The organism is Micromonospora sp. ATLC16 (assembly GCF_057196645.1).
This window is the reverse complement of the sequence record NZ_JBXUOW010000003.1, coordinates 1-21,601: the sequence shown is the minus strand read 5'-3', so window position 1 is coordinate 21,601 and position 21,601 is coordinate 1. Positions and strand designations below refer to the sequence as shown.

21 protein-coding genes and 2 pseudogenes are annotated in these 21,601 nt (G+C 72.3%); 17 read left to right on the top strand and 6 right to left on the bottom strand.

What is annotated here, in order from left to right; translation table 11 throughout:
- Nucleotides 1-98 precede the first annotated feature (98 nt).
- From AC2CHE_RS02180 to AC2CHE_RS02160, 5 genes are all read left to right on the top strand, one after another.
- Entirely contained in the window at nt 99-1,313 is a 1,215-nt protein-coding gene (locus AC2CHE_RS02180; protein ID WP_484503183.1) for a mechanosensitive ion channel family protein, read from the top strand.
- Between the two features lie 146 nt (nt 1,314-1,459).
- Nucleotides 1,460-1,912, top strand: a complete 453-nt coding sequence (locus AC2CHE_RS02175; protein WP_484503182.1) for a phage holin family protein — start codon at nt 1,460-1,462, stop codon at nt 1,910-1,912.
- Complete coding sequence (locus AC2CHE_RS02170; RefSeq protein WP_484503181.1) at nt 1,909-2,223, top strand: DUF3618 domain-containing protein; 315 nt, start codon at nt 1,909-1,911, stop codon at nt 2,221-2,223. Before AC2CHE_RS02175 ends, AC2CHE_RS02170 begins: the two co-directional genes overlap by 4 nt.
- Entirely contained in the window at nt 2,220-2,492 is a 273-nt protein-coding gene (locus AC2CHE_RS02165; protein ID WP_484503180.1) for a DUF4235 domain-containing protein, read from the top strand. Before AC2CHE_RS02170 ends, AC2CHE_RS02165 begins: the two co-directional genes overlap by 4 nt.
- Nucleotides 2,493-2,780: 288 nt before the next feature.
- Nucleotides 2,781-2,984, top strand: coding sequence for a cold-shock protein (locus AC2CHE_RS02160; protein ID WP_013732668.1), 204 nt, complete (start codon nt 2,781-2,783; stop codon nt 2,982-2,984).
- Between the two features lie 107 nt (nt 2,985-3,091).
- Here AC2CHE_RS02160 and AC2CHE_RS02155 read toward each other — a convergent pair whose 3' ends face one another.
- Together AC2CHE_RS02155 and AC2CHE_RS02150 are read right to left on the bottom strand one after the other, a co-directional pair.
- Nucleotides 3,092-3,286 (bottom strand): hypothetical protein, encoded by a 195-nt coding sequence (locus tag AC2CHE_RS02155; RefSeq protein ID WP_484503179.1) that lies wholly within the window; start codon nt 3,284-3,286, stop codon nt 3,092-3,094.
- A gap of 77 nt (nt 3,287-3,363) precedes the next feature.
- The gene (locus AC2CHE_RS02150) at nt 3,364-4,347 is read right to left on the bottom strand and encodes an aldo/keto reductase (RefSeq protein WP_484503178.1); all 984 of its coding nucleotides are present in this window, start codon (nt 4,345-4,347) and stop codon (nt 3,364-3,366) included.
- Nucleotides 4,348-4,368: 21 nt separating this feature from the next.
- Here AC2CHE_RS02150 and AC2CHE_RS02145 point away from each other — a divergent pair.
- Both AC2CHE_RS02145 and AC2CHE_RS02140 read left to right on the top strand, forming a co-directional pair.
- Nucleotides 4,369-4,972: pseudogene (locus tag AC2CHE_RS02145) on the top strand (methyltransferase domain-containing protein); the annotation flags it as partial.
- On the top strand, nt 4,969-5,994 hold the full coding sequence (locus tag AC2CHE_RS02140) for an adenosine deaminase (RefSeq protein ID WP_484503177.1): 1,026 nt from the start codon (nt 4,969-4,971) through the stop codon (nt 5,992-5,994). The pseudogene AC2CHE_RS02145 and the gene AC2CHE_RS02140, both read left to right, overlap by 4 nt.
- A gap of 236 nt (nt 5,995-6,230) precedes the next feature.
- Here the strand turns inward: AC2CHE_RS02140 and AC2CHE_RS02135 are convergent, their stop codons facing one another.
- Together AC2CHE_RS02135 and AC2CHE_RS02130 are read right to left on the bottom strand one after the other, a co-directional pair.
- A complete protein-coding gene (locus AC2CHE_RS02135; RefSeq protein WP_484503176.1) occupies nt 6,231-7,646 on the bottom strand; it encodes a HAMP domain-containing sensor histidine kinase in 1,416 nt (471 codons plus the stop codon).
- A 17-nt stretch (nt 7,647-7,663) separates the two neighbouring features.
- Nucleotides 7,664-8,353: a response regulator transcription factor gene (locus tag AC2CHE_RS02130; RefSeq protein ID WP_484503175.1), complete on the bottom strand. Its 690-nt coding sequence runs from the start codon at nt 8,351-8,353 to the stop codon at nt 7,664-7,666.
- Between the two features lie 123 nt (nt 8,354-8,476).
- Between AC2CHE_RS02130 and AC2CHE_RS02125 the strand changes: the two are divergent.
- A pseudogene (locus AC2CHE_RS02125) lies at nt 8,477-8,825 on the top strand (ADP-ribosylglycohydrolase family protein); the annotation flags it as partial.
- A gap of 23 nt (nt 8,826-8,848) precedes the next feature.
- Here the strand turns inward: AC2CHE_RS02125 and AC2CHE_RS02120 are convergent.
- Entirely contained in the window at nt 8,849-9,733 is an 885-nt protein-coding gene (locus tag AC2CHE_RS02120; protein ID WP_484503174.1) for a DUF1775 domain-containing protein, read from the bottom strand.
- Nucleotides 9,734-9,929: 196 nt separating this feature from the next.
- Between AC2CHE_RS02120 and thrS the strand changes: the two genes are divergently transcribed.
- The 3 genes from thrS (at nt 9,930) to AC2CHE_RS02105 (ending at nt 13,918) form a co-directional block, all read left to right on the top strand.
- Nucleotides 9,930-11,936 carry a threonine--tRNA ligase gene (gene thrS / locus AC2CHE_RS02115; RefSeq protein WP_484503173.1) on the top strand — a complete coding sequence of 669 codons (2,007 nt, stop codon included), beginning with the start codon at nt 9,930-9,932 and terminating at the stop codon, nt 11,934-11,936.
- Between the two features lie 61 nt (nt 11,937-11,997).
- On the top strand, nt 11,998-12,510 hold the full coding sequence (locus AC2CHE_RS02110) for an HIT family protein (protein WP_484503289.1): 513 nt from the start codon (nt 11,998-12,000) through the stop codon (nt 12,508-12,510).
- Nucleotides 12,511-12,859: 349 nt separating this feature from the next.
- A complete protein-coding gene (locus tag AC2CHE_RS02105; protein WP_484503172.1) occupies nt 12,860-13,918 on the top strand; it encodes an aldo/keto reductase in 1,059 nt (352 codons plus the stop codon).
- A 108-nt stretch (nt 13,919-14,026) separates the two neighbouring features.
- On the opposite strand, the gene AC2CHE_RS02100 is transcribed toward AC2CHE_RS02105, so the two are convergent.
- Complete coding sequence (locus tag AC2CHE_RS02100; protein ID WP_484503171.1) at nt 14,027-16,174, bottom strand: elongation factor G-like protein EF-G2; 2,148 nt, start codon at nt 16,172-16,174, stop codon at nt 14,027-14,029.
- A gap of 278 nt (nt 16,175-16,452) precedes the next feature.
- On the opposite strand from AC2CHE_RS02100, the gene pgsA reads away from it, so the two are divergent.
- From pgsA to pdxT, 6 genes are all read left to right on the top strand, one after another.
- A complete protein-coding gene (pgsA, locus tag AC2CHE_RS02095) occupies nt 16,453-17,085 on the top strand; it encodes a phosphatidylinositol phosphate synthase (protein WP_484503170.1) in 633 nt (210 codons plus the stop codon).
- 25 nt (nt 17,086-17,110) lie between these two features.
- Nucleotides 17,111-17,989, top strand: a complete 879-nt coding sequence (locus tag AC2CHE_RS02090) for a phosphatidylinositol mannoside acyltransferase (RefSeq protein WP_484503169.1) — start codon at nt 17,111-17,113, stop codon at nt 17,987-17,989.
- A gap of 13 nt (nt 17,990-18,002) precedes the next feature.
- Nucleotides 18,003-19,163 (top strand): glycosyltransferase family 4 protein, encoded by a 1,161-nt coding sequence (locus tag AC2CHE_RS02085; protein ID WP_484503168.1) that lies wholly within the window; start codon nt 18,003-18,005, stop codon nt 19,161-19,163.
- Between the two features lie 35 nt (nt 19,164-19,198).
- Nucleotides 19,199-19,696 carry a hypothetical protein gene (locus tag AC2CHE_RS02080; RefSeq protein WP_484503167.1) on the top strand — a complete coding sequence of 166 codons (498 nt, stop codon included), beginning with the start codon at nt 19,199-19,201 and terminating at the stop codon, nt 19,694-19,696.
- Nucleotides 19,697-19,843: 147 nt separating this feature from the next.
- On the top strand, nt 19,844-20,773 hold the full coding sequence (pdxS, locus tag AC2CHE_RS02075) for a pyridoxal 5'-phosphate synthase lyase subunit PdxS (protein WP_484503166.1): 930 nt from the start codon (nt 19,844-19,846) through the stop codon (nt 20,771-20,773).
- 1 nt (nt 20,774) lies between these two features.
- Nucleotides 20,775-21,380, top strand: a complete 606-nt coding sequence (gene pdxT / locus AC2CHE_RS02070) for a pyridoxal 5'-phosphate synthase glutaminase subunit PdxT (RefSeq protein ID WP_484503165.1) — start codon at nt 20,775-20,777, stop codon at nt 21,378-21,380.
- The last annotated feature ends 221 nt before the right edge of the window (nt 21,381-21,601 follow it).

The following is a 21,601-nucleotide window of genomic DNA, read 5'->3' as shown; positions in this document are numbered from 1 at the left end:
CGATCCAGGGCACCATTGCCCCTTTGCCGGATCTTGATTGCCCGCACGCCGGACACCACCACCGGGGATCGCCGTCGGGCCGGAAGGAGAACTAACACGTGCACAGCTACCTCGTGACTGTCGTCGCCGCGCTCGCCGCGGCGGCGATCGCTCTTGCCGTGGTCGAGGTGGTGCACCGCCTCACCCGTCGCTGGGGCCGCAAGTCACTGCTGCTGACCGAGCTGACCCAGCACGCGCACCGCTCGTTCCAGGTCGCCGCCACCGTGCTCGCCGTGCAATTCGCCGTCCGGTTCAGCACCGGGTACGCGATCGGCACCGGCTGGCGGCAGGCACTGCTGCACATGCTGGTGCTCGCCGTGATCGCCGCCGTGGCCTGGCTGGTCGCCTGCCTGCTGGTGGTGGTCGAGGACACCGCGCTCGCCCGGTTCCGGGTGGACGTGCCGGACAACCGGCACGCGCGGCGGGTACGGACCCAGGTGGTGATGCTGCGCCGGGTGACGGTCGTGGTGATCGTTACGCTCACCGTCGGCGTGATGCTGATGACCTTCCCGGCCGTGCGGGGCATCGGTGCCGGCGTACTGACCAGCGCCGGTGTGGTCGGTGTGGTCGCCGCCCTGGCCGCGCAGAGCCTGCTGGGTAACGTCTTCGCCGGCCTGCAACTCGCCTTCAGCGACGCGGTACGCCTCGACGACGTGGTGGTGATCGAGGGGGAGTGGGGCCGGATCGAGGAGCTGACCCTGAGCTACGTGGTGGTCCAGATCTGGGACGACCGGCGGTTGATCCTGCCGACCTCCTACTTCACCAGCAAGCCGTTCCAGAACTGGACCCGGACCGAGGCGAAGGTCCTGGGTACCGCCGAGTTCGACGTCGACTGGTCGATCCCGGTACAGGCCATGCGGGAGGAGCTACGCCGGCTGGTCGAGAGCACCGAGCTGTGGGACGGCCGGGTCTGTGTCCTCCAGGTCACCGACGCGACCGGCGGGACGGTAAGGGTTCGCGCGCTGGTGAGCGCCAGCAACGCGGGCGCGCTGTGGGACCTGCGCTGTCGCGTGCGCGAACATCTGGTCGCCTGGGTACGCGACCACCGCCCCACCGCGATGCCTCGGTTGCGTACCGAAGTTGGTGACGGCGGAAGCGACCTGCCGTGGCAGTGGATCCAGCCGCGGCACTCGACGCGCCGCCGTGCCGAGACCGAGGTGCCCGACGACGCCCGTCTCTTCGGCGGCAGCGACGACGGCCACGCCCGCAACGAGGCATTCGTCGGCCCGGACGAGACGGTCGAGGTTCGGCAGCCCGCCGAGCCTCGACGCTGAATACCTCGTTATCCACTCGGTTGTGGAGGTTTGGCGCGGCGTTCGGCGGGGACATGCTGCCCGACGCTTCTGCCCCTTTTTCGGGAACAGGATTGACGAGCGGCGACTCCGGGCATACAGCGCGGTGATGACGAGAGGGGGACAGCATGGCTGACGTGGCGAACGCCCGTACGTCCCACAACGAGCGTATGTTCCACAACGGGACGGAGTCGTCCACCGCCGAACTGGTTCAGCGGGCGACCGAGCAGGTATCGCGCCTGGTCCGCGACGAACTCGCGCTGGCCCGCGCCGAGCTGACCGAGAAGGGCAAACAGGCCGGCATCGGCGCCGGCCTGTTCGCCGGTGGCGGCGCCCTCGCCTTCTTCGGTCTGGGGGCGTTGGTGACCGCCGCGATCCTCCTGCTGGCCCTGGTGCTGCCGGCGTGGGCGGCCGCCCTGATCGTGGCGGTGGCCCTGTTCCTGGTCGCCGGAGTGCTCGCGCTGATCGGCAAGCGCCGGGTCAGTCGCGCGGTCCCGCCGGTGCCCGAGGCGGCCGTGCGCAGCCTGCGGGCCGACGTCGACGTGGTCAGCGCTGCGGTGAAGGACAGGGGACGGGCATGACAGGCAACGGTACGGGTGACGCGGAGGCGCTGCGGGAGGAGATCCGGCGCACCCGCGTCGAGCTGGGCGAGACGATGGAGGCGCTGGCCGCCAAGGCCGACGTGAAGAAGCGGCTGAAGTCCTCGGCGGACCAGGCACGCGAGCGGGTGCGCGAGCAGGCTGCGGTGACCGTCGCCCGGGTGCGCGCCCAGGCCGGTCTTAACCACCAGCAGGGACCGGGTTGGCAGGGGCCTGCTCCGTTCATCGCGCTCGCGGCCGGCGCGGTCGCCGCTGCCGTGGTGTTGATGATCATTAGAGGGAGGCGTGCGTGAGCAAGGGAATCGGTAGGGTCGCCTACAAGCCGGTCGGCGTGCTGATGGGCTTCGCCGCCGGTGCGATCGCGGGCGCGGTCTTCCGCCAGGTGTGGAAGATGACCGCGGGCGACGGTGAGGCGCCCAACCCGACCGACGAGGACCGCCACTGGGGGGAGGTCCTCGCGGCTGCCGCCTTGCAGGGAGCCATTTTCTCGGTCGTCCGGGCCGCCGTCGACCGGGGCGGTGCGGTCGGCGTCCGTCGGATCACCGGTAGCTGGCCGGACTAAGGTCCGTGTCGAGGCCCTCTCACCAGTTGTCGGTGAGGGGGCCTTTCGCCTTGTCCCATCGCCTCCACCCGACGATCTCACGCATCCGTCAGGTCACATGTCGGAGAATTTTCGTCGGTTCGGCTGTGCAGACTTTTTGCGTACGTGGTTAAGCTGTTCCACGCTGTTGAGAGATGGCGTGGGTTGAGAGAAGTCTCCTTCATTGGGGGCCGCCTCAGGCACCGCTGCTCGACAACGGCCAACCGGCCGCACGGTGTGCTCGGCCGCCAGTTTTAGAAGGAGATACACATGGCGCAGGGAACCGTGAAGTGGTTCAACGCTGACAAGGGCTTCGGCTTCATCACCGTCGACGGCGGGGGGGCTGACGTGTTCGTCCACTTCTCGGCCATCCAGTCCAGCGGCTACCGCACGCTGGAGGAGAACCAGCGGGTGGAGTTCGAAATCGCCCAGGGCCAGAAGGGTCCGCAGGCCGAGCAGGTCCGCCCCCTCTGAGGCACCGGTCGGCGACCGCCGGCCAGTGGCGAGGCAGTCCCCGAATCAGTGCGAAGCCCCGCGTCCCGACCGGACGCGGGGCTTTCCGCATCATTGGTGTGCTGGTCTCAGCGACGGTTGCGGACGCGTACGCCCAGCCAGAGCAGGGTCAGTCCGACCAGAATCAGCAACGGACCGAGTACCGCCCAGATCCGCTGGCCGGTCATCACGCTGCCCTCGACGTAACCGAGGCCCTGCACCGTCCACACCGCGCCCACGACCACGGCCAGCAGGCCGAGCGTGAGTCGGAGCCAGCCGTTCATCGTGGTTCCCCTCCACTGTGGCCCACCGCCTGGCTGCCCGCCGTCGGGCGAACCGGATGGCCCGCCGGGCGCGCCGCTCACCATCGGTGGTGCACCTGGGGGCGGATCAGGTCGTCGTAGACCGCCGCCACCTCGGCCAGGTCCTCGGTGGACAGTGCTGGCTGGCCGGCCACGGCGGCGTTGCCGCGGGCCTGCGTGGCGTCGCGGGCACCGGGGATGACCACGGTGACACCCGGCTGGTCGAGCACCCAGCGCAGCGCGAACTGGGCCATCGTGCGCGCCTCGCCCACCAGCGGCGCGATCCGTCGCACGGCGGCCAGGCCGGTGGTGAAGTCCACCCCGGAGAACGTCTCGCCGACGTCGAACGCCTCGCCGTGCCGGTTGTAGTTGCGGTGGTCGTCGGCGGCGAAGGTGGTGTGCTCGTCGTACCGGCCGGAGAGCAGGCCACTGGCCAGCGGGACGCGGGCGATGATGCCGACCCCGGCGGCCGAGGCGGCCGGCAGCACGCGTTCGAGCGGCTTGTGGCGCAGCGCGTTGAGGATGATCTGCACGCTGGCCACCCCGGGCCGGGCGATCGCGGTGAGTGCCTCGTCGCAGGTCTCCACGCTCACGCCGTACGCGGAGATCCGCTTCTCGGCCACCAGGGTGTCCAGGGCGTCGAAGACCGCGTCGGCGGCGAAAACGGCCGTCGGCGGGCAGTGCAGCTGCACCAGGTCCAACGTGTCCACGCCGAGGTTGGTCCGGGACCGGTCGGTCCACCGGCGGAAGTTGTCCAGGGTGTACGCCTCGGGTTTCTGCGCCACCCGCCGGCCCATCTTCGTCGCGACGGTCAGCCCGGCGTCGGGGCGCGCCGCCAGAAAGCGTCCGATCAGCTGTTCGCTGCGGCCGTCGCCGTAGACGTCGGCGGTGTCCAGGAAGGTGACCCCGGCGTCGACCGCGGCGGCCAGCACCGCCATCGCGTCGTCCTCGGTCACCGTGCCCCAGTCGGCGCCGAGCTGCCAGGCGCCGAGCCCGACCACGCCGGCCTGGCGATCCATTCGGGGGAACGTGCGTTGCTCCATACGGTGAGCCTAGTGGCCCGGCTCGCCCGGGTGGCCGCGGACCGCCCCAGACGGGTGGTCGACCTCGGCTGCGGCCCCGGCACCCTGACCGCCACGCTCGTGGCCCGCTGGCCACAGAGCCGGATCGTCGGCCTGGACTCCTTCACCGGAGATGATCGCGCGGGCCACCGCGCTCGACGTTCCGATCAGCTTTGAGGTGGTGACGTCCGCGACGGCGTCCCGACCCGGACACCGACGTGGTGGTCAGCAACGCGGTGCTCCAGTGGGTGCCCGGACACCGGGAACTGCTCGTCCGCTGGGCCGCCGGCCGGGGCCGGTCGTCGACCCGGTCGACTACGCCGGGTCGCTGGTCGCCGCCGGCTGCACCGTCGACGCCTGGGAGACTACCTACGTGCACCTGCTGGCGGCCGGTCCCGAACCGGATCACCCCGTGCTGACCTGGCTGGAGGGCACCGCGCTGCGCCCGGTCCGGGCGGCGCTGGACGCCGCCGGCTGGTCCGCCTCCCGGGCCGCGCTGGCGGTACGCCTCGCCGAGGCGTACCCGGTGGGGCCCGGCCAGGTGTACTTCCCGTTCCGACGGATCTTCGTCGTCGCCCGTACCGGTTCCGCCCAGGAGAACTCGTGACCGATCTGCGTACCTTCATCGCCGGACTGCCCAAGGTGGAGCTGCACGTGCACCACGTCGGCTCCGCCTCACCCCGCATCGTGGCCGAGTTGGCCGCCCGGCACGAGGGAGGCAGCCCCGTCCCGGCGGACCCGCAGCTGCTGGCCGACTACTTCGTTTTCCGCGACTTCGCCCACTTCGTCGAGTTGTACCTCAGCGTGGTGGACCTGGTGCGGGATCCGGACGACGTCTGGATGCTCACCCACGAGGTGGCCCGGGAGCTGGCCCGCCAGCAGGTCCGCTACGCCGAGCTGACCGTGACGCCCTACTCCCACGTGCGGCGCGGCATCGCGGCGCCGGCCTTCTGCGAGGCGATCGAGGACGCCCGCAAGCGGGCCGCCGCCGACTTCGGCATCGAGCTGCGGTGGTGCTTCGACATTCCCGGCGAGGCCGGCCTGCCCGCTGCCGAGGAGACCCTGCGGATCGCCCTCGACGAACGCCCCGACGGGCTGATCAGCTTCGGCCTCGGCGGCCCCGAGATCGGCGTGCCGAGGCCACAGTTCAAACCCTACTTCGACCAGGCCCGCGCGGCCGGATTGCGGTCGGTGCCGCACGCCGGGGAGACCACCGGCCCGCAGACGATCTGGGACGCGCTGCACGAGCTGGGCGCCGAGCGAATCGGCCACGGCATCTCCGCCGCGCAGGATCCGCGACTGCTCGCGTACCTGGCCGAGCGGCAGATCGCGCTGGAGGTCTGCCCGACGTCGAACGCGCGTACCCGGGCGGTGGCCGACCTCGCCGAGCACCCGCTGCGCCGGCTGGTCGACGCGGGAGTGCTGGTGACCATCAACTCCGACGACCCGCCGATGTTCGGCACCACCCTGGACGACGAGTACGCGGTCGCCGCCCGACTGCTCGACATCGGCCCGGACGGGGTGGCCGCGCTGGCCCGTAACGCGGTGACCGCGTCCTTCCTCGACGGGACCGGCAAGCAGCGGATCCTCGCGGAGATCGAAACCTACCTCGCCGAGCGGCGCGGCTGACGCCGTCGCCTCCGGGCTAGGTGGCGCGCGGCGGGAGGAGGTGTGGGGGGACCGTGTCTCCCGCCGCGCGCACGGCTCCACCGGCCGAATGCGCTGGGAGCGACAGGCCGGTGGAACTGCTGGGTTTCGCAGCGATCCTGTCAGCCGGGACCGGTCGGGCGGAACGGGGTTAATTCGGATCTAAGGAAGACTTGCGCCGGCACACAGCCCGAGACGACCGCGGCCGTACCCGCCGTTCAGCCGTCCGTCGGGCGCTGCCGGGGCCAGCGGCGTCCACGGGCCTTCTGTTCCCGGCCCTCCCGAGCCATCCGGCCCACCAGGCCGAACCGGCTGACCTGGCGCGGCGTCGCCTCCGGGTCGGACAGCAGCATCACCACGCTCGCCCCGCCCAGGTGGGCCCGGTCGATGCTGACCGAGCCGTTGGCCTGCAACGCCACCCGCTTGGCGATGTCCAGCCCCAACCCGGTGGAGCCCTGGTCGCTGGCGCCGCGTCGCAGGGCCCGGTCCGGGTTGGCGATACCGGGGCCGGCGTCGTCGATCCGGATGGCCACGTACCCGTCGCGGCGCGACACCGCCACCTCGAACGCGGTGCCCTGCGGGGTGTAGCGGAACACGTTGCCGATCACGGCGTCCAGGGCGGCGGCCAACTCGGCCCGGGGCACCGGCGCGGGAATCCGCAGCTGGGCGCCGGAGACCCGGTGCGGACGGTTCTGGTCACCGGCGAGGGCGGCCCAGAACACCATCCGGTCCCGAACCACCTCGCTCACGTCGCACATCGCCGGGGGCGTGGCCTCGGTCGCCACGGCCTTACGGGTGGTCTTGATCAGCACGTCGATCTCACCCTCCAGGGTGACGATCGCCTGCCGGATCCGTCGGATGCCGCGCCGGTAGTCCAGCTCGGCCTGACTGAACGAGCCGACACTCGTGTCGTCGGACTCCAGCGCCTCGGCGTCCAGCCGCAGCACGGTCAGCGGGGTGCGCAGCCGGTGGGACAGGTCCGCCACCAGTTCCCGCTCCTCGGTGCGCGCCGCCACCAACCGTTCCGCCATCCGGTTGAACGCGTGACCGGCCTGGACCAGCTCGCGCGGGCCGTGCGGCTCGACGCGTACCCCAAGGTCGCCGTCGCCGATGGCGAGCGCCGCCTTGGCCAGGGCCCGGCTCGCGTCGGCCGCCCGGGCGGCGAGCCGGTCCACCACCAGCATCGCGGCACCCACCAGCGCGACGGCCACCCCGCCCAGCAGCAGCCACTGGCCGCCACCGGCGTCGAGCGCGGCGTCCGGGACGAAGACCTCCACCACGGCGGTCCGCTCGCCCAGCACCACGGGATCCAGCCGCAGCACTCCGCCGTCGCCGTCGACGACCAACGAACGGACCTGCTCCCGGGCCTGCGCCAGGTGCGCCGCGTCGGCCCGTCCGGCGGAGGAATCCACGTCGAGCCCGTGCACGACGGGCCGGGTGGCCGGGTCGCCGCCGCTGGCCTCGATCGCCCGGGTGACCACCTCCGCGTCGGTGCTGATCGCCAGGGCGCCGGTCACCAGCGCGCTGCGCCGGGCCGCGTCGGCGATCGCTTCCTCGCGCGCCTGCCCATCCAGCGTCAGCCCGAGCGGCACCAGGAAGGCCAGCGCCAGCAACGTGCCCACGCCGGCCGTCAACAGGGCCAGCGCCCTTCTCAGTCCGGCACCACCAGCCGGAAGCCCACCCCCCGCACGGTGCGCAGGTAGCGCGGCTTCGCCGCGGACTCGCCCATTTTGCGCCGTAGCCAGTACAGGTGAACGTCGATGGTCTGATCCTCGCCGACCGATGGCTGCCGCCATACCTCCTCCAAGAGCTCCCGCCGGGACACTACCCGGCCAGGGCGGGCGGCGAGATACGCCAACAGGTCGAATTCCTTGCGGGTCAGCGCCAGCGCCGCACCGTCGAGGTGAGCGCTGCGCTCGCCGACGTCAACCTTGAGCCCACCGACGCTGTGCACCGCCGGCTGGGCGGAGCGGCTGGCCCGGCCCGCGCGGCGTAACACGGTGGTGATCCGGGCGTCCAGGTGTGCGCCGGTGAACGGTTTGATCATGTAGTCGTCCGCGCCGGCCCGAAGCAGCTTGACCACGGACTGCTCGTCGTCGCGGGCGGTGGCGATGATGATCGGAACGTCGGTGATCCCCCGGAGCATCCGCAACGCGTCCGAGCCGTCCAGATCCGGCAGGCCGAGGTCGAGCACCACCAGGTCCGGTGTCTCGGCGGCGACCCGACGCAGCGCGTCCAGGGCGGTGCCTACCGCGTGTACGGCATGACCCCGGTCGGTGAGGGAGCGAAGCATCGCGCCGCGTACGACGTGATCGTCTTCGACCAGGAGGACGGTGGCCACCCGAGCACGGTACTCGGAGCGGCAAGCGCGGCGTCATTGCGGTCCACCCCGGGCGCCCGTCAAACTGGTGCGAGAATGACGTTCACCCTCTATCCGGACACCCGCCTGGCCCTGGCCCGGGACGCGTACTTCGCCGACTCGACCAGCCGGGTGGTCGCGCAGGCACAGGCATCGGCCGAGGTGACCCACGCCCATCCGGAGGGGATCGCCGGTGCCGTGGCGGTGGCGGTGGCCGCCGCCCGAGCCGTCCGGGCCCGACTGAACGGGGATCGGCCGGATCTGGGTCGCCGCCACCCACCTGGACGACTATCCGGCCGCGGTACGCGCCTGCGTCGAGGCGGGCGGTGACGTGGACACCACCGCCGCCATCGCCGGGGGGATCGTCGCCGCGTACACCGGGGTCGCCACCGAGGGTGGAGTGCCCGCCGACTGGCTGGCCGCCCGGGAGTCGCTACCCGACTGGGTCGGCTGACCCGGACGCGCCGCGCCCGCCGTTCACCGCCGGGCGCCCGCCTCGACCGTCTCGGAACCGGCACCCGTGGACGTCCCGGCCCCACCGGAGGCGTCCGCCCCACCCGCGTCGGCTCGGGTGGTCCCGGTGTCGACTCCGGGCGGCTCCTCGTCGAGCACCGAACGGTCGATCTCCTCGGTCGTCGCGCGGCGTCGACGGCTGATCAGCCAACCCACCACCGCGCCGCCGCCGAGGCCCGCGACCAGCCCGGCGGCGAGCAGGCTGTTGGCGTTCGGACCACCGTCGGAACCGGCGGTGGTGGGCGGCGCCTCGGCAGGCGCTGCGCCGCCGGGGGCCGCACCGTGCCCAGCGTGGGCGCCCGGGTAGGCCGGGTCGCCCGGCAGCAACGTCAGCGCCGCCAACGGCCGTTGGCCGGGGCCGCTGCCCCAGCGCACCTGGAGGCCGTCGGCGTACGTCTGCACCAGCTCGAAGGCCAGTCGTTCGGTCTGCGGCAACGGGGCCATCGAGAACACCAGCCGAGCCGGACCCTCGCCCGCCTGGTCCTTCGCCCGCGACCAGATCAGCGAGGCGGTCACCACGTCGGTGGCCGGGCCGTGCAGGCCGGACACCGGCCGATCCAGCTTCCGGGTGGTGATCGTCGGAGCCCAGCCCTCAACCGACAGCGGGTACACCTCGGCGATCGGCGGGTTCTCGGGAATCTTGATCTCGACCCGTTCGGTTCGGACACCGGGCCGTTCGTCGGGCACCACGAATTCGAGCTTCACCGCGTTGCCCTGCTGAGCCTCGGCCGGGGTGAACGTCACCCCGTCGGCCCACGCCGCGGTGGGCCAGAGCAGCACCACGGCCGTGGTCAGGGCGGCCACCAGCACGCCCCGGCGTCGACGGCTGCCGCCGTGCGTCATCGCCATCTGGGTTCCCATCCGTGTCCACGCGGCCGGAACCGGCTCCGGCCACACCCGGTAGTTCGGATTCCGGGCCGGAAAGGTTCAACGGTGGCGGCAAACGCCTGCTGTCGGTGTCGACGACGGCGACGCCCGGGGCGCCCGATAGCATCAGTGCGCCGGCATCGGCCCCATCCGTCACGTCTGCTGCGAGGAGTCATCCGTGTCCGCACCCCGTACCCCCGCCGTGGCCGACCCCGTCGTCGTCGCCGCCGGGACCACGGCGGCCGACGCGGTGGCCGCGGCCGGGCTGCCCACCAACGGCCCCCGGGCGATCGTGGTGGTCCGCGACCCGCACGGCGTGCTGCGCGATCTGGACTGGCGACCGGCCGAGGAGACGGCCGTCGAGCCGGTCGCGCTCGACTCCCCGGACGGGCTGACCGTGCTGCGCCACTCCACGGCCCACGTGCTGGCCCAGGCCGTGCAGGACATCCACCCCCAGGCGAAGCTCGGCATCGGCCCGCCGATCGACAACGGCTTCTACTACGACTTCGCGGTGGACAAGCCGTTCCAGCCCGACGACCTGGCCAAGCTCGAAAAGCGGATGCAGGAGATCATCAAGTCGGGGCAGCGGTTCCGACGTCGCCGCTTCGACAGCCTGGACGAGGCGAAGACCGAGTTGGCGGCCGAGCCGTTCAAGCTGGAGCTGATCGACGTCAAGGGCGAAGGGCTCGACTCGTCCGAGGTGATGGAGGTCGGCGGCGGTGAGCTGACCATCTACGACAACCTCGCCGCCGACGAGGACAAGGTCTGCTGGTCGGACCTGTGCCGGGGACCGCACCTGCCCAACACCCGGCTGATCGGCGCGTTCAAGCTGATGCGCTCGGCCGCCGCATACTGGCGTGGGTCGGAGAAGAACCCGCAGCTGCAGCGGGTGTACGGCACCGCGTGGCCGACCCGCGACGGGTTGAAGGCGTACCTGAAGCTGCTGGAGGAGGCCGCCCGGCGCGACCACCGCAAGCTCGGCGCGGACCTGGACCTGTTCAGCTTCCCCGACGAGATCGGTTCGGGCCTCGCGGTCTTCCACCCCAAGGGCGGCATCATCCGCCGGGAACTGGAGGACTACTCGCGTCGCCGGCACGAGGAGGCCGGGTACGAGTTCGTCAACAGCCCGCACATCACCAAGGCGCAGCTCTTCCAGACCTCGGGCCACCTGCCGTACTACGCCGACACGATGTTCCCGCCCATGCAGTTGGAGGGGGCGGAATATTACCTCAAGGCGATGAACTGCCCGATGCACAACCTGATCTTCCGCTCGCGCGGACGGTCCTACCGCGAACTGCCGCTGCGGCTGTTCGAGTTCGGCACCGTCTACCGGTACGAGAAGTCGGGTGTGGTGCACGGGCTGACCCGGGTACGCGGTCTGACCCAGGACGACTCGCACATCTACTGCACCCGGGAGCAGATGCCCGGCGAGTTGACCACCCTGCTGTCGTTCGTGCTGGACCTGCTGCGCGACTACGGCCTGGACGACTTCTACCTGGAGTTGTCCACCCGCGACGACTCGCCGAAGTTCATCGGCTCGGACGACGACTGGGCCGAGGCCACCGAGGCGCTGCGCACCGCCGCCGAGACCTCGGGCCTGGAACTGGTGCCGGATCCGGGTGGCGCCGCCTTCTACGGTCCCAAGATCTCCGTGCAGGCCAAGGACGCCATCGGCCGGACCTGGCAGATGTCCACCATCCAGGTCGACTTCAACCAGCCGGAGCGGTTCGGCCTGGAGTACCAGGCCGCGGACGGCACCCGGCAGCGGCCCGTCATGATCCACCGGGCGCTCTTCGGTTCGATCGAACGGTTCTTCGGCGTACTCACCGAGCACTACGCGGGGGCGTTCCCGGCCTGGCTGGCCCCGGTGCAGGTGGTCGGCATCCCGATCCGCGACGACCACGCCGACTATCTGCACGGCTTCGTCGCCGCGCTGCGTGCCGAGGGCATCCGCGCCCAGGTCGACGCCGGTGACGAGCGGATGCAGAAGAAGATCCGCACCGCGCAGCAGCAGAAGATCCCGTTCATGGTGATCGCCGGCGACGACGACGTGGCCGCCGGCACCGTCTCGTTCCGCTACCGGGACGGCTCCCAACGCAACGGGGTTCCGCTGGCCGAGGCGGTCGCCCACGTGCTCGACGTGGTCACCTCCCGTACCAACACCGGCCCCTCCGCCCAGATGTGACGGCCGGGCGGGCCGTAGGATCGCCGGTGTGACTGGGGCGGAGGAGCACACCGACAGGGACATGGCTGACGGGCTGGACCGGCTCTGGACGCCCCACCGGATGACGTACATCTCCGGCGAGGACCGGCCCGAGGGCGGCTACGAGCGACCCTCCGGGTGCCCGTTCTGCCTGGCCCCGGCCCGGCCGCCGGAGGAGAGCCTGGTCGTGGCGCGTGGGGAGCACGTCTTCGTGGTGCTCAACCTGTACCCGTACAACCCGGGGCATCTGCTGGTCTGCCCGTACCGGCACGTGGCCGACTACACCGATCTGGACGGCCCGGAGACCGCCGAGCTGGCGTCGTTCACCCAGACCGCCATGCGGGTGATCCGCAAGGTCAGCAGTTCCCATGGCTTCAACCTGGGCATGAACCAGGGTGGGGTGGCCGGTGCCGGCATCGCCGCCCACCTGCACCAGCACGTGGTGCCCCGGTGGGGCGGTGACGCCAACTTCATGCCGGTGATCGGGCGGACCAAGGTCCTGCCGCAACTGTTGGGCGACACCCGCGACCTGCTCGCCCGCGCCTGGCCCGCCTGACCCGGGCCGCCTCCCCCCAGCGCCGCGCCGTCTGCGTGCCGCGCCGGCTCCCGCTCGCACGTCGCGTCGCCGGGCGGCGGCGACCTCTTGGTACGCGCCCTTTGCTCTGCTTCAACCCGCGCGACGGTCACTCGGGGTAGCCATTGAGTGTCGGTGAGCAGGGCAACGGTGACGTGGTGGGGAAGGGGTGCCCAGGCTAGCCGCAGGTCGTCCGCGACGTGGCGCGGCAGCGACCGGAACCGCGCCGAATCGGCCGCCGGGCGGGTGATCCGTACGCCCACCGGTGCCCGTACGGATGATCGTGCTGGATCTTCGTCAACGGCTCTCCGAAGGATGGCACGATGCGCCGGTGGTGGAGTCGACGCGGACACTGGGCCGCAGCGGCATCGCGGTCAGCGCCCTCGGCATGGGCTGCTGGGCGATCGCCGGCCCGTGGACGGCGGGGCGAACCCCGCTGGGCTGGGGGGCCGTCGACGACGAGGAGTCGGTCCGGGCGATCCGTCGCGCGCTCGACCTCGGCGTGACCCTGTTCGACACCGCGGACAGCCACGGCGCGGGACACGGTGAGCGGATCCTCGGGCGGGCCCTGGGCGGCCGCCGTGACGAGGCGGTGATCGCCACCAAGTGGGGGTACACGTTCGACGAGCGGACCCGGCAGAGCATCGGGCCCGACGCCTCACCGGCGTACCTGCGGCGGGCGGTGTGGGACTCGCTGCGCCGCCTCGGCACCGAGCGGATCGACCTCTACCAGCTGCACCTGGCCGACCTGCCCGTGCCACGCGCCCACGAGCTGATCGGCGCGTTGGAGGACCTGGTGGCCGACGGTCTGGTCCGCGCGTACGGCTGGAGCACCGACCGGGCCGACCGGGCGGCGGCCCTCGGGCACGACGCCCCGCACGCCACGGCCGTGCAGCACAACCTGTCGGTGCTGCGGGACGCACCCGACCTGCTCGCCGTGTGCGAGAAGTACGACCTGGCCAGCGTCAACCGTGGTCCGCTCGGCATGGGGCTGCTCACCGGCAAGTACCGTCCCGAGTCGGTGCTGCCCCGCGACGACGTGCGCGGGATGACCTCGGGTTGGCTGGAGTGGTTCCGGGGCGGGCGGCCGGCACCGGAGTGGCTGCGTCGGGTGCAGGCGGTCCGTGCGGCGTTGACCGCCGACGGGCGCACCCTGGCCCAGGGGGCGCTGGGCTGGATCTGGGCCCGCAGCGACCGGGCCATCCCGATCCCGGGCTGCCGCACCGTCGCCCAGGTGGAGGAGAACGCCGCCGCGCTCGCCCTCGGCCCACTCGCCGCCGACCACTTCGCCGAGGTGGAACGGCAGCTGGCCGCCCTGCGGGCCGCCGCGCTCAGAGCGGCCGACCGCCCCTACTGGCCCAGCCCTATGCTGCCCACCGCCCGTCCCTGACCACCCGAGGGACCTACGTGGCCGCCGCCGGGCAGCTCCCACGAGCCGGCCACGCCGTCCAGACCCACCTCGCCGCCCACGCCGTCTTGGCAGCCCGGCTCCACCGGGTCAGCCGTGCTCCTTGCGAATCTGGTCGGCAAGGTGGGCGGGCATCGGGTCGTAGCGGACGAAGTGACGTCGGAAGGTGCCGGCGCCCGAGGTCATCGCCCGCAGCTCCACGGCGTAACGCAGCAGTTCCGTGGCGGGCACCTCGGCGCGTACCAGGGTGCGCCCCTCGGCGGCCGGGTCCGGTTCGGTGCCGAGCACCCGGCCGCGCCGCCCGGACAGGTCGCCCATCACCGCGCCCACGCTGCCGTCGGGCACCCGTACCGTCACCTCGTCGACCGGCTCCAGCAGCGCCGGCTGCGCCCGGTCGGCGGCGTCGCGCAGGGCCAGCGCCCCGGCGGTCTGGAACGCCGCGTCGGAGGAGTCCACGCTGTGCGCCTTGCCGTCGACCAGGGTGACCCGCAGGTCCATCACCGGGTGGCCGGCGACCAGGCCGCGTTCCATCTGGGCGCGCACCCCCTTCTCCACCGAGGGGATGTAGTTGTGCGGCACCGCGCCGCCGACCACCCGGTCGACGAACTCGAAGCCGCCGCGCGGCAGCGGCTCCACCTCGATGTCGCAGACGGCGTACTGACCATGACCGCCCGACTGCTTGACGTGCCGGCCGTGCCCCCGGGCCGGCACGGTGAGCGTCTCCCGTAGCGCCACCCGCACCGGTTCGGTGTCCAGCTCCACCCCGCCCGCGCGCAGCCGGTCGAGGACCACGTCGGCGTGCGCCTCGCCCATGCACCACAGCACCAGTTGGTGGGTCTCCGGGTTGCGCTCCAGCCGCATCGTCGGGTCGCCGGCCACCAACCGGCCGAGGTTGCGGGCCAGGGCGTCCTCGTCGGACCGGGACTTCGCCACGATCGCCACCGGCAGCAACGGCTCCGGCATCTCCCACGGCGCGATCAGCAGCGGGCTCTCCCGGGCGGAGATGGTGTCGCCGGTCTCCGCGCTGCCGGACTTGGTGATCGCGCAGATGTCACCGGCCACCGCCACACCTACCTCACGCAGGGTGGCGCCGAGCGGGCTGTAGAGGTGGGCGATCCGCTCGTCGGCGTCGTGGTCGGGGTGCCCGCGTTCGGCCAGGCCGTGCCCGGAGACGTGCACGGTCTGCTCGGGGCGCAGCGTGCCGGAGAAGACCCGGACCACGCAGACCCGACCGACATGCCGGTCGATGGTGGTCCGCACCACCTCGGCGACCAGCGGGCCGTCCGGGTCGCAGGTCAGCGGCGGCCGTGGCGAGCCGTCCACCCCGGTCACCGCGGGCAGCGTGTGCTCCGGTGGGGCGGGGAAGCCGGCGGTGAGCACCTCCAGCAGCGCGTCCAGACCGACCCCGGTCGCCGCGCAGACCGGAACCACCGGGTAGAAGTGGCCGCGGGCGACCGCCTTCTCCAGGTCCTCCACCACGATGCCGGCGTCGATCTCCTCACCTTCGAGGTAACGGTCCATCAGGGTCTCGTCCTCGCTCTCGGCGATGATCCCCTCGATCAGCTCGTTGCGGGACTCGACGATGGCCGGCAGGTGCCCCGGGTCGGGTTCGCGTACCTGCGGCGGCAGCCCGCCCGTGTAGTCGAAGACCCGCCGCGTGATCAGCCCGAGCAGGCCGACGGTGGATTCGCCGTCGTCACCGAGCATCGGCAGGTAGAGCGGGAGCACGTTGTCACCGAAGACCCGCTGGCACAGCGCCACCGCCTCGTCGAAGTCGGCGCGGGGATGGTCCAGCCGGGCCACCGCGACCGCCCGGGGCATGTCCACCGCCGCACACTCCTCCCACAGCGCCGCGGTGGCCGCGTCCATGCCGTCGACGGCGGAGACCACGAACAGGGCGGCGTCGGCGGCCCGCAGCCCGGCACGCAGCTCACCGACGAAGTCGGCATAGCCCGGCGTGTCCAGCAGGTTGACCTTGATCCCGTCGTGCACCAGCGGCGCGCAGGCCAGCGCGACCGAACGCTGCTGGCGTACGGCGGCCGGATCGTGATCGCAGACGGTGGTGCCGTCGGTGACCGAGCCGGCCCGGGAGATCGTTCCGGTAGCCGCGAGCAGTGCTTCGACGAGCGTCGTCTTGCCCGTCCCGGAGCGCCCGACGAGCACCACGTTGCGGATCCTGGCGGGATCGGTCACCGCCGGTATTCCGGTGGCTCCGCTGTCCTGACTCCTCTGCGCCATCGGGCGCACCTCCCTCAGCCGGTGGTGGTGGGTGGCGACCGCCGCACGCGACGGGATGCGGCCCGGGCGGGGTGCTGCGGTGATAATCCTCCGGTGAACCGCTGGGAACCGGGCGGTCAACAGGCGGCGGGGTGAGCTGGGTCACCCTTATGGCTCGATCTCACACCCGATGACGACCCGACACAACCGTTTCCGGCCGGGCCGCCGCGCCGGCTGAGCGTGGCTGGTCAGATGGGCGGTGTCGCCGGTCGAGCGCCGACCGTTATCGTGGGACCGCCATGGCGAAGATCTTCCAAGTGTCGGCCCGCGCGGGGATGACCCGCGTCGTCGAGCCGATCGCCCGTAACCTGCTGCGCGCGGGCGTAACTCCCAACGCAGTCACCGTCGCGGGCACCCTGGGCGTGCTCGTCGGCGCGCTGGGCTTCGGTGCCCGCGGCCATCTGGTCGCCGGTGCGCTGATCGTGACGGTCTTCGCGCTCACCGATCTGCTCGACGGGACGATGGCCCGGATGAGCGGCGGGTCGACCCGGTTCGGCGCGTTCCTCGACTCCAGCATGGACCGGGTCGCCGACAGCGCGGTGTTCGGCGCGGTGGCCTTCTACCTGGCCACCGAGGGCGACCGCGCGGGGCTGGCCGCCGCGCTGATCTGCCTGGCCGCGGGCGGGCTCGTGTCGTACGTCAAGGCCCGTGCCGAAGGGCTCGGGATGACCTGCGACGTGGGCATCGCCGAGCGTACGGAGCGACTGCTGATCGTCGGCGTCGGTGGCCTGCTCGCCGAGCTGGTCCACCCGGCGGCGCTGCCGATCGCGCTCTGGCTGCTCGCGGCGGTGTCCCTGTTCACCGTCGGCCAGCGAATGCGGCACGTGTACCGGCAGGCCCAGCAGGTCGACGTGCCGGGCGGCCACGGGTGAGCGGCACAGCCGGGCGGAGTGTCCGGTGAACCTCACCGAGTTCGGCTTCGTCGCCGGCTGGCGGTTGGTCCGCGCGCTACCTCGACCGGTCGCCGCCGCCGCGTTCAGCGCCGTGGCCGACCGCGCCCACCGCCGCCGGGGAGCCGGGGCCACCCGGCTACGCGCCAACCTCCGCCGCGTGGTCGGTCCGGAACTGCCCGAGGCCGAGCTCGACGACCTGGTCCGTCGGGGCCTGCGGTCGTACGCCCGCTACTGGATGGAGGCGTTCCGCCTGCCGTCGCTGAGCCGCGACCAGATTCTCGCCGGATTCCGACTGGACGGCACCGAGTTGCTCGCCGCCGACGTGGCCGCCGGCCGGGGTGCGGTGGTGGCGCTGCCGCACGCCGGCAACTGGGATATGGCCGGCGCGTGGGTGGTGGCGAACGAGTGGCCGTTGTCCACCGTGATGGAGCGACTCAAGCCGGAGGGCGTCTACCGGCGGTTCACCGCGTTCCGGGAACGGCTGGGGATGGAGATTCTGCCCTTCACCGGCGGCGTCCGGCCGCCGCTGGAGGTGCTCACCGACCGGGTGGCCGCCGGGGCGGTGGTGCCGCTGCTGGCCGACCGGGATCTCTCCGCCCGGGGCGTGGCGGTGGACTTCTTCGATGGCCGGACCCGGATGCCGCCCGGTCCGGCGCTGCTCGCGCTGCGTACCGGCGCGCCGCTGTACGTGGCGTCGATGTGGTACGAACCGGATGCGGCATGCGCCTCGCTGGTGGGCCCGCTGCCGGTGCCGGGGCCCGAGGCGGGCACCCTCGACGTGCGGGTCCGGTCGCTGACGCAGCTGATCGCGGACGGTCTCGCGGCGGGCATCGCCCGGCATCCGGAAGACTGGCACATGCTGCAACGGATGTGGCTGGACTGAGGGGACGGGCGCAATGCGGATCGGCATCGTCTGCCCGTACTCCTTCGACGTACCCGGCGGGGTGCAGAACCATGTCATGGACCTGGCAGAGGCGCTGATCGGGCTCGGGCACGAGGTGAGCGTCCTCGCCCCGGCGGACGAGGACTCGTCGCTGCCGCCGTACGTGGTGTCGGCCGGCAGGTCGGTGCCGCTGCCGTACAACGGCTCGGTGGCCAGGATCGCGTTCGGGCCGGTCTCCACCGCCCGGGTACGCCGCTGGATCATCCGGGGCGACTTCGACGTGCTGCACGTGCACGAGCCGCTCGCGCTGAGCCTGTCCATGCTCGCCGTGCTGTCGGCCCGGGGACCGGTGGTGGCCACCTTCCACACCGCGATGACCCGCTCCCGGGTGCTCGCCGCCGCCCAGGGGGTGCTCCAGATCGTGCTGGAGCGGATCACCGCACGGATCGCGGTGAGCGCGCTGGCCCGCAAGGTGCAGGTCGAACACCTCGACGGCGGGGCGGTGGAGATCCCCAACGGGGTGGCGGTGGCCAAGTTCGCCGGGGTCGAGCCGCTGCCGGGCTGGCCGGGGGAGTGCGGGCCGGGCACCGGCGGCACGCTCGGCTTCCTGGGCCGGTTCACCGAGTCGCGCAAGGGGTTCCCGATCCTGCGCGACGCCTTCGTCGAGCTGGCCCGGCAGCGGCCCGGCCTGCGCCTGCTGGTCGCCGGTCCCGGTGACCCGGACGACCTGTTCGCCCGGTTTCCACCCGACCTGCGGGACCGGGTCACCTTCCTCGGCCTGGTCACTGAGGAGACGAAGGCGCGGATGCTGCGCAGCGTGCACCTCTACGTCGCGCCGAACACCGGCGGCGAGTCGTTCGGCATGATCCTCACCGAGGCGCTCGCCGCCAGTACCACCGTCGTGGCCAGCGACCTGGACGCCTTCCGCCGAGTGCTCGACGGGGGCCGGGCCGGTCGACTGTTCCCGACCGGCGACGCGATCACGCTGCGCGCGACGCTGTCGCAGTTGCTCGACGACCCGGCGCAGCGCGCGGAGCTGACCGCCTGCGGTGACCAGGTGGTGGCGAATTTCGACTGGCCCGTGGTTGCGCGTCGGGTTCTGGAGGTACACGCAGCGGCGATCGAGGCGACCGACGGGCGGGTGATCGACCAGGAGTGGGTGGGGTTGACCTGATCGGGCGGAACGGGAGCAGCACTACGATGCCGGGCATGTGGTGGGTGGTGGGCGCGACGGTGGTCGTCGCCCTGGTGGCGGTGTACCTGATCTGGACCGCCGGCCGGGTCGAGCGGCTCCAGGATCGTGCCCAGCTCGCCGCCCGCGCCCTCGACGCCCACCTGCTGCGCCGGGCCGCCGCCGCGGCGGTGCTGGCCGAGGGCCGCTACGGCATCGAGCTGTACGCGGCGGCGCGCATCGCCCTCGACGCCGGGCCGGAGGAACGGGAGGCGGCCGAGAACGACCTGACCCGGCAGCTGCGGGCGGTCCAGCTCGATCCCACCGACGCCGACTGCGAGGCGGTCATCGCCGCCAGCCGGCGGCTCGCCCTGGCCCGCCAGGTGCACACCGACCTGGTTCGGGACGCCCGGTCGGCACGCGGTCGGCCGCTGGTGCGGCTGCTGCGGATGGGACGCCGGCACACCTGGCCGCGCTACTTCGACATCGACGACCCGACCCTCACCTACCCGGCCGCCGACGTGCCCAGCCGCTGAATCGCGCTCCGCTCAGCCGGCCGCGTGCCCCGGGGTGACGGCGGACACACAGCAGGCCACCACGGGGCTGATTGGCTGTCGGAGCGGCGCTGGCCCGGGCGTAGCATCTGCGCTGCCACCTCCCGAGGACGCCTGAGGAGCGACGACGTGTCCGAGACGACTTCCCCGCACACCGCCACCCGGCACACCGCCACCCCGGTCGTCGGCACCGCGCGCGTGAAGCGCGGCATGGCCGAGATGCTCAAGGGCGGCGTGATCATGGATGTGGTCACCGCCGAGCAAGCCAAGATCGCTGAGGACGCCGGCGCGGTAGCGGTGATGGCCCTCGAACGGGTACCCGCGGACATCCGTGCCCAGGGCGGGGTGTCCCGGATGAGCGACCCCGACATGATCGACGGCATCATCGACGCGGTCTCCATCCCGGTGATGGCCAAGGCCCGCATCGGCCACTTCGTCGAGGCGCAGATCCTCCAGTCCCTCGGGGTCGACTACGTCGACGAGTCCGAGGTGCTCACCCCGGCCGACTACGCCAACCACATCGACAAGTGGGCCTTCACCGTGCCGTTCGTCTGCGGCGCGACCAACCTGGGCGAGGCGCTGCGCCGGATCACCGAGGGCGCCGCCATGATCCGCTCCAAGGGCGAGGCCGGCACCGGCGACGTCTCCAACGCCACCACCCACATGCGGAAGATCCGCCAGGAGATCCGCCGCCTGACGTCCCTGCCGGCCGACGAGCTGTTCGTCGCGGCGAAGGAGTTGCAGGCACCGTACGAGCTTGTCAAGGAGATCGCCGAGACCGGCAAGCTGCCGGTGGTGCTCTTCACCGCCGGTGGTATCGCCACCCCGGCCGACGCGGCGATGATGATGCAGCTCGGCGCCGAGGGCGTCTTCGTCGGCTCCGGCATCTTCAAGTCCGGCAACCCGGCCCAGCGGGCCGCCGCCATCGTGAAGGCGACCACCTTCCACGACGACCCGGACGTGCTGGCCAAGGTTTCCCGGGGCCTCGGCGAGGCGATGGTCGGCATCAACGTCGACGACATCCCGCAGCCGCACCGCCTCGCCGAGCGCGGCTGGTGACGTGACGGCACCCGTGATCGGTGTGCTCGCCCTCCAGGGCGACGTCCGCGAGCACGTCACGGCCCTGACCGTGGCGGGCGCGCAGGCCCGTCCGGTACGCCGACCGGCCGAACTGGACGCGGTCGACGGACTGGTCATCCCGGGCGGGGAGTCCACCACGATCAGCAAGCTGGTCGACATCTTCGAGCTGCGCGACCCGATCGACAAGCGGATCGCCGCCGGCATGCCGGTCTACGGCTCCTGCGCCGGGATGATCATGTTGGCCAGCGAGGTTCTCGACGGCCGGCCGGACCAGCGCGGCTTCGACGGCATCGCGATGACCGTCCGCCGTAACGCCTTCGGCCGGCAGGTCGACTCCTTCGAGGCGCCGGTGGAGATCACCGACGTCCCGGGCGGGCCGCTGCACGCGGTCTTCATCCGCGCGCCCTGGGTCGAGCGGGTCGGCGATGGCGTGGAGGTGCTCGGCACGGTGTCCGACGGACCGGCGACCGGCCGGATCGTCGCCGTACGCCAGCACAACCTGCTGGCCACCTCCTTCCACCCGGAACTCACCGGCGATCCCCGCCTGCACGCCTACTTCGTCGACCTGACCCGCGCCACCACCTGACCCCGCGCCACCACCTGACCCGCGCCACCACCTGACCCGCGCCACCACCTGACCCGCGCCACCACCTGACCCGCGCCACCACCTGACCCGCGCCACCACCTGACCCGCGCCACCACCTGACCCCGCGCCACCCGCCTGACCCGCGCCGCGCCCGCCTGACCCCGCGCCACCCACCTGACCCCGCGCCGCCCGCCGGGCACGTGAGGCAGCAACATCAGGGA

Coding starts and splice junctions, on each gene's coding strand:
- AC2CHE_RS02175 (WP_484503182.1), top strand. CDS start 1,460: ATGGCTGACGTGGCGAACGCCCGTACGTCCCACAACGAGCGTATGTTC.
- AC2CHE_RS02170 (WP_484503181.1), top strand. CDS start 1,909: ATGACAGGCAACGGTACGGGTGACGCGGAGGCGCTGCGGGAGGAGATC.
- AC2CHE_RS02160 (WP_013732668.1), top strand. CDS start 2,781: ATGGCGCAGGGAACCGTGAAGTGGTTCAACGCTGACAAGGGCTTCGGC.
- AC2CHE_RS02155 (WP_484503179.1), bottom strand. CDS start 3,286: ATGAACGGCTGGCTCCGACTCACGCTCGGCCTGCTGGCCGTGGTCGTG.
- AC2CHE_RS02150 (WP_484503178.1), bottom strand. CDS start 4,347: ATGGAGCAACGCACGTTCCCCCGAATGGATCGCCAGGCCGGCGTGGTC.
- AC2CHE_RS02120 (WP_484503174.1), bottom strand. CDS start 9,733: ATGGCGATGACGCACGGCGGCAGCCGTCGACGCCGGGGCGTGCTGGTG.
- AC2CHE_RS02110 (WP_484503289.1), top strand. CDS start 11,998: ATGGCTGACGGGCTGGACCGGCTCTGGACGCCCCACCGGATGACGTAC.
- AC2CHE_RS02100 (WP_484503171.1), bottom strand. CDS start 16,174: ATGGCGCAGAGGAGTCAGGACAGCGGAGCCACCGGAATACCGGCGGTG.
- pgsA (WP_484503170.1), top strand. CDS start 16,453: ATGGCGAAGATCTTCCAAGTGTCGGCCCGCGCGGGGATGACCCGCGTC.
- AC2CHE_RS02085 (WP_484503168.1), top strand. CDS start 18,003: ATGCGGATCGGCATCGTCTGCCCGTACTCCTTCGACGTACCCGGCGGG.
- AC2CHE_RS02080 (WP_484503167.1), top strand. CDS start 19,199: ATGTGGTGGGTGGTGGGCGCGACGGTGGTCGTCGCCCTGGTGGCGGTG.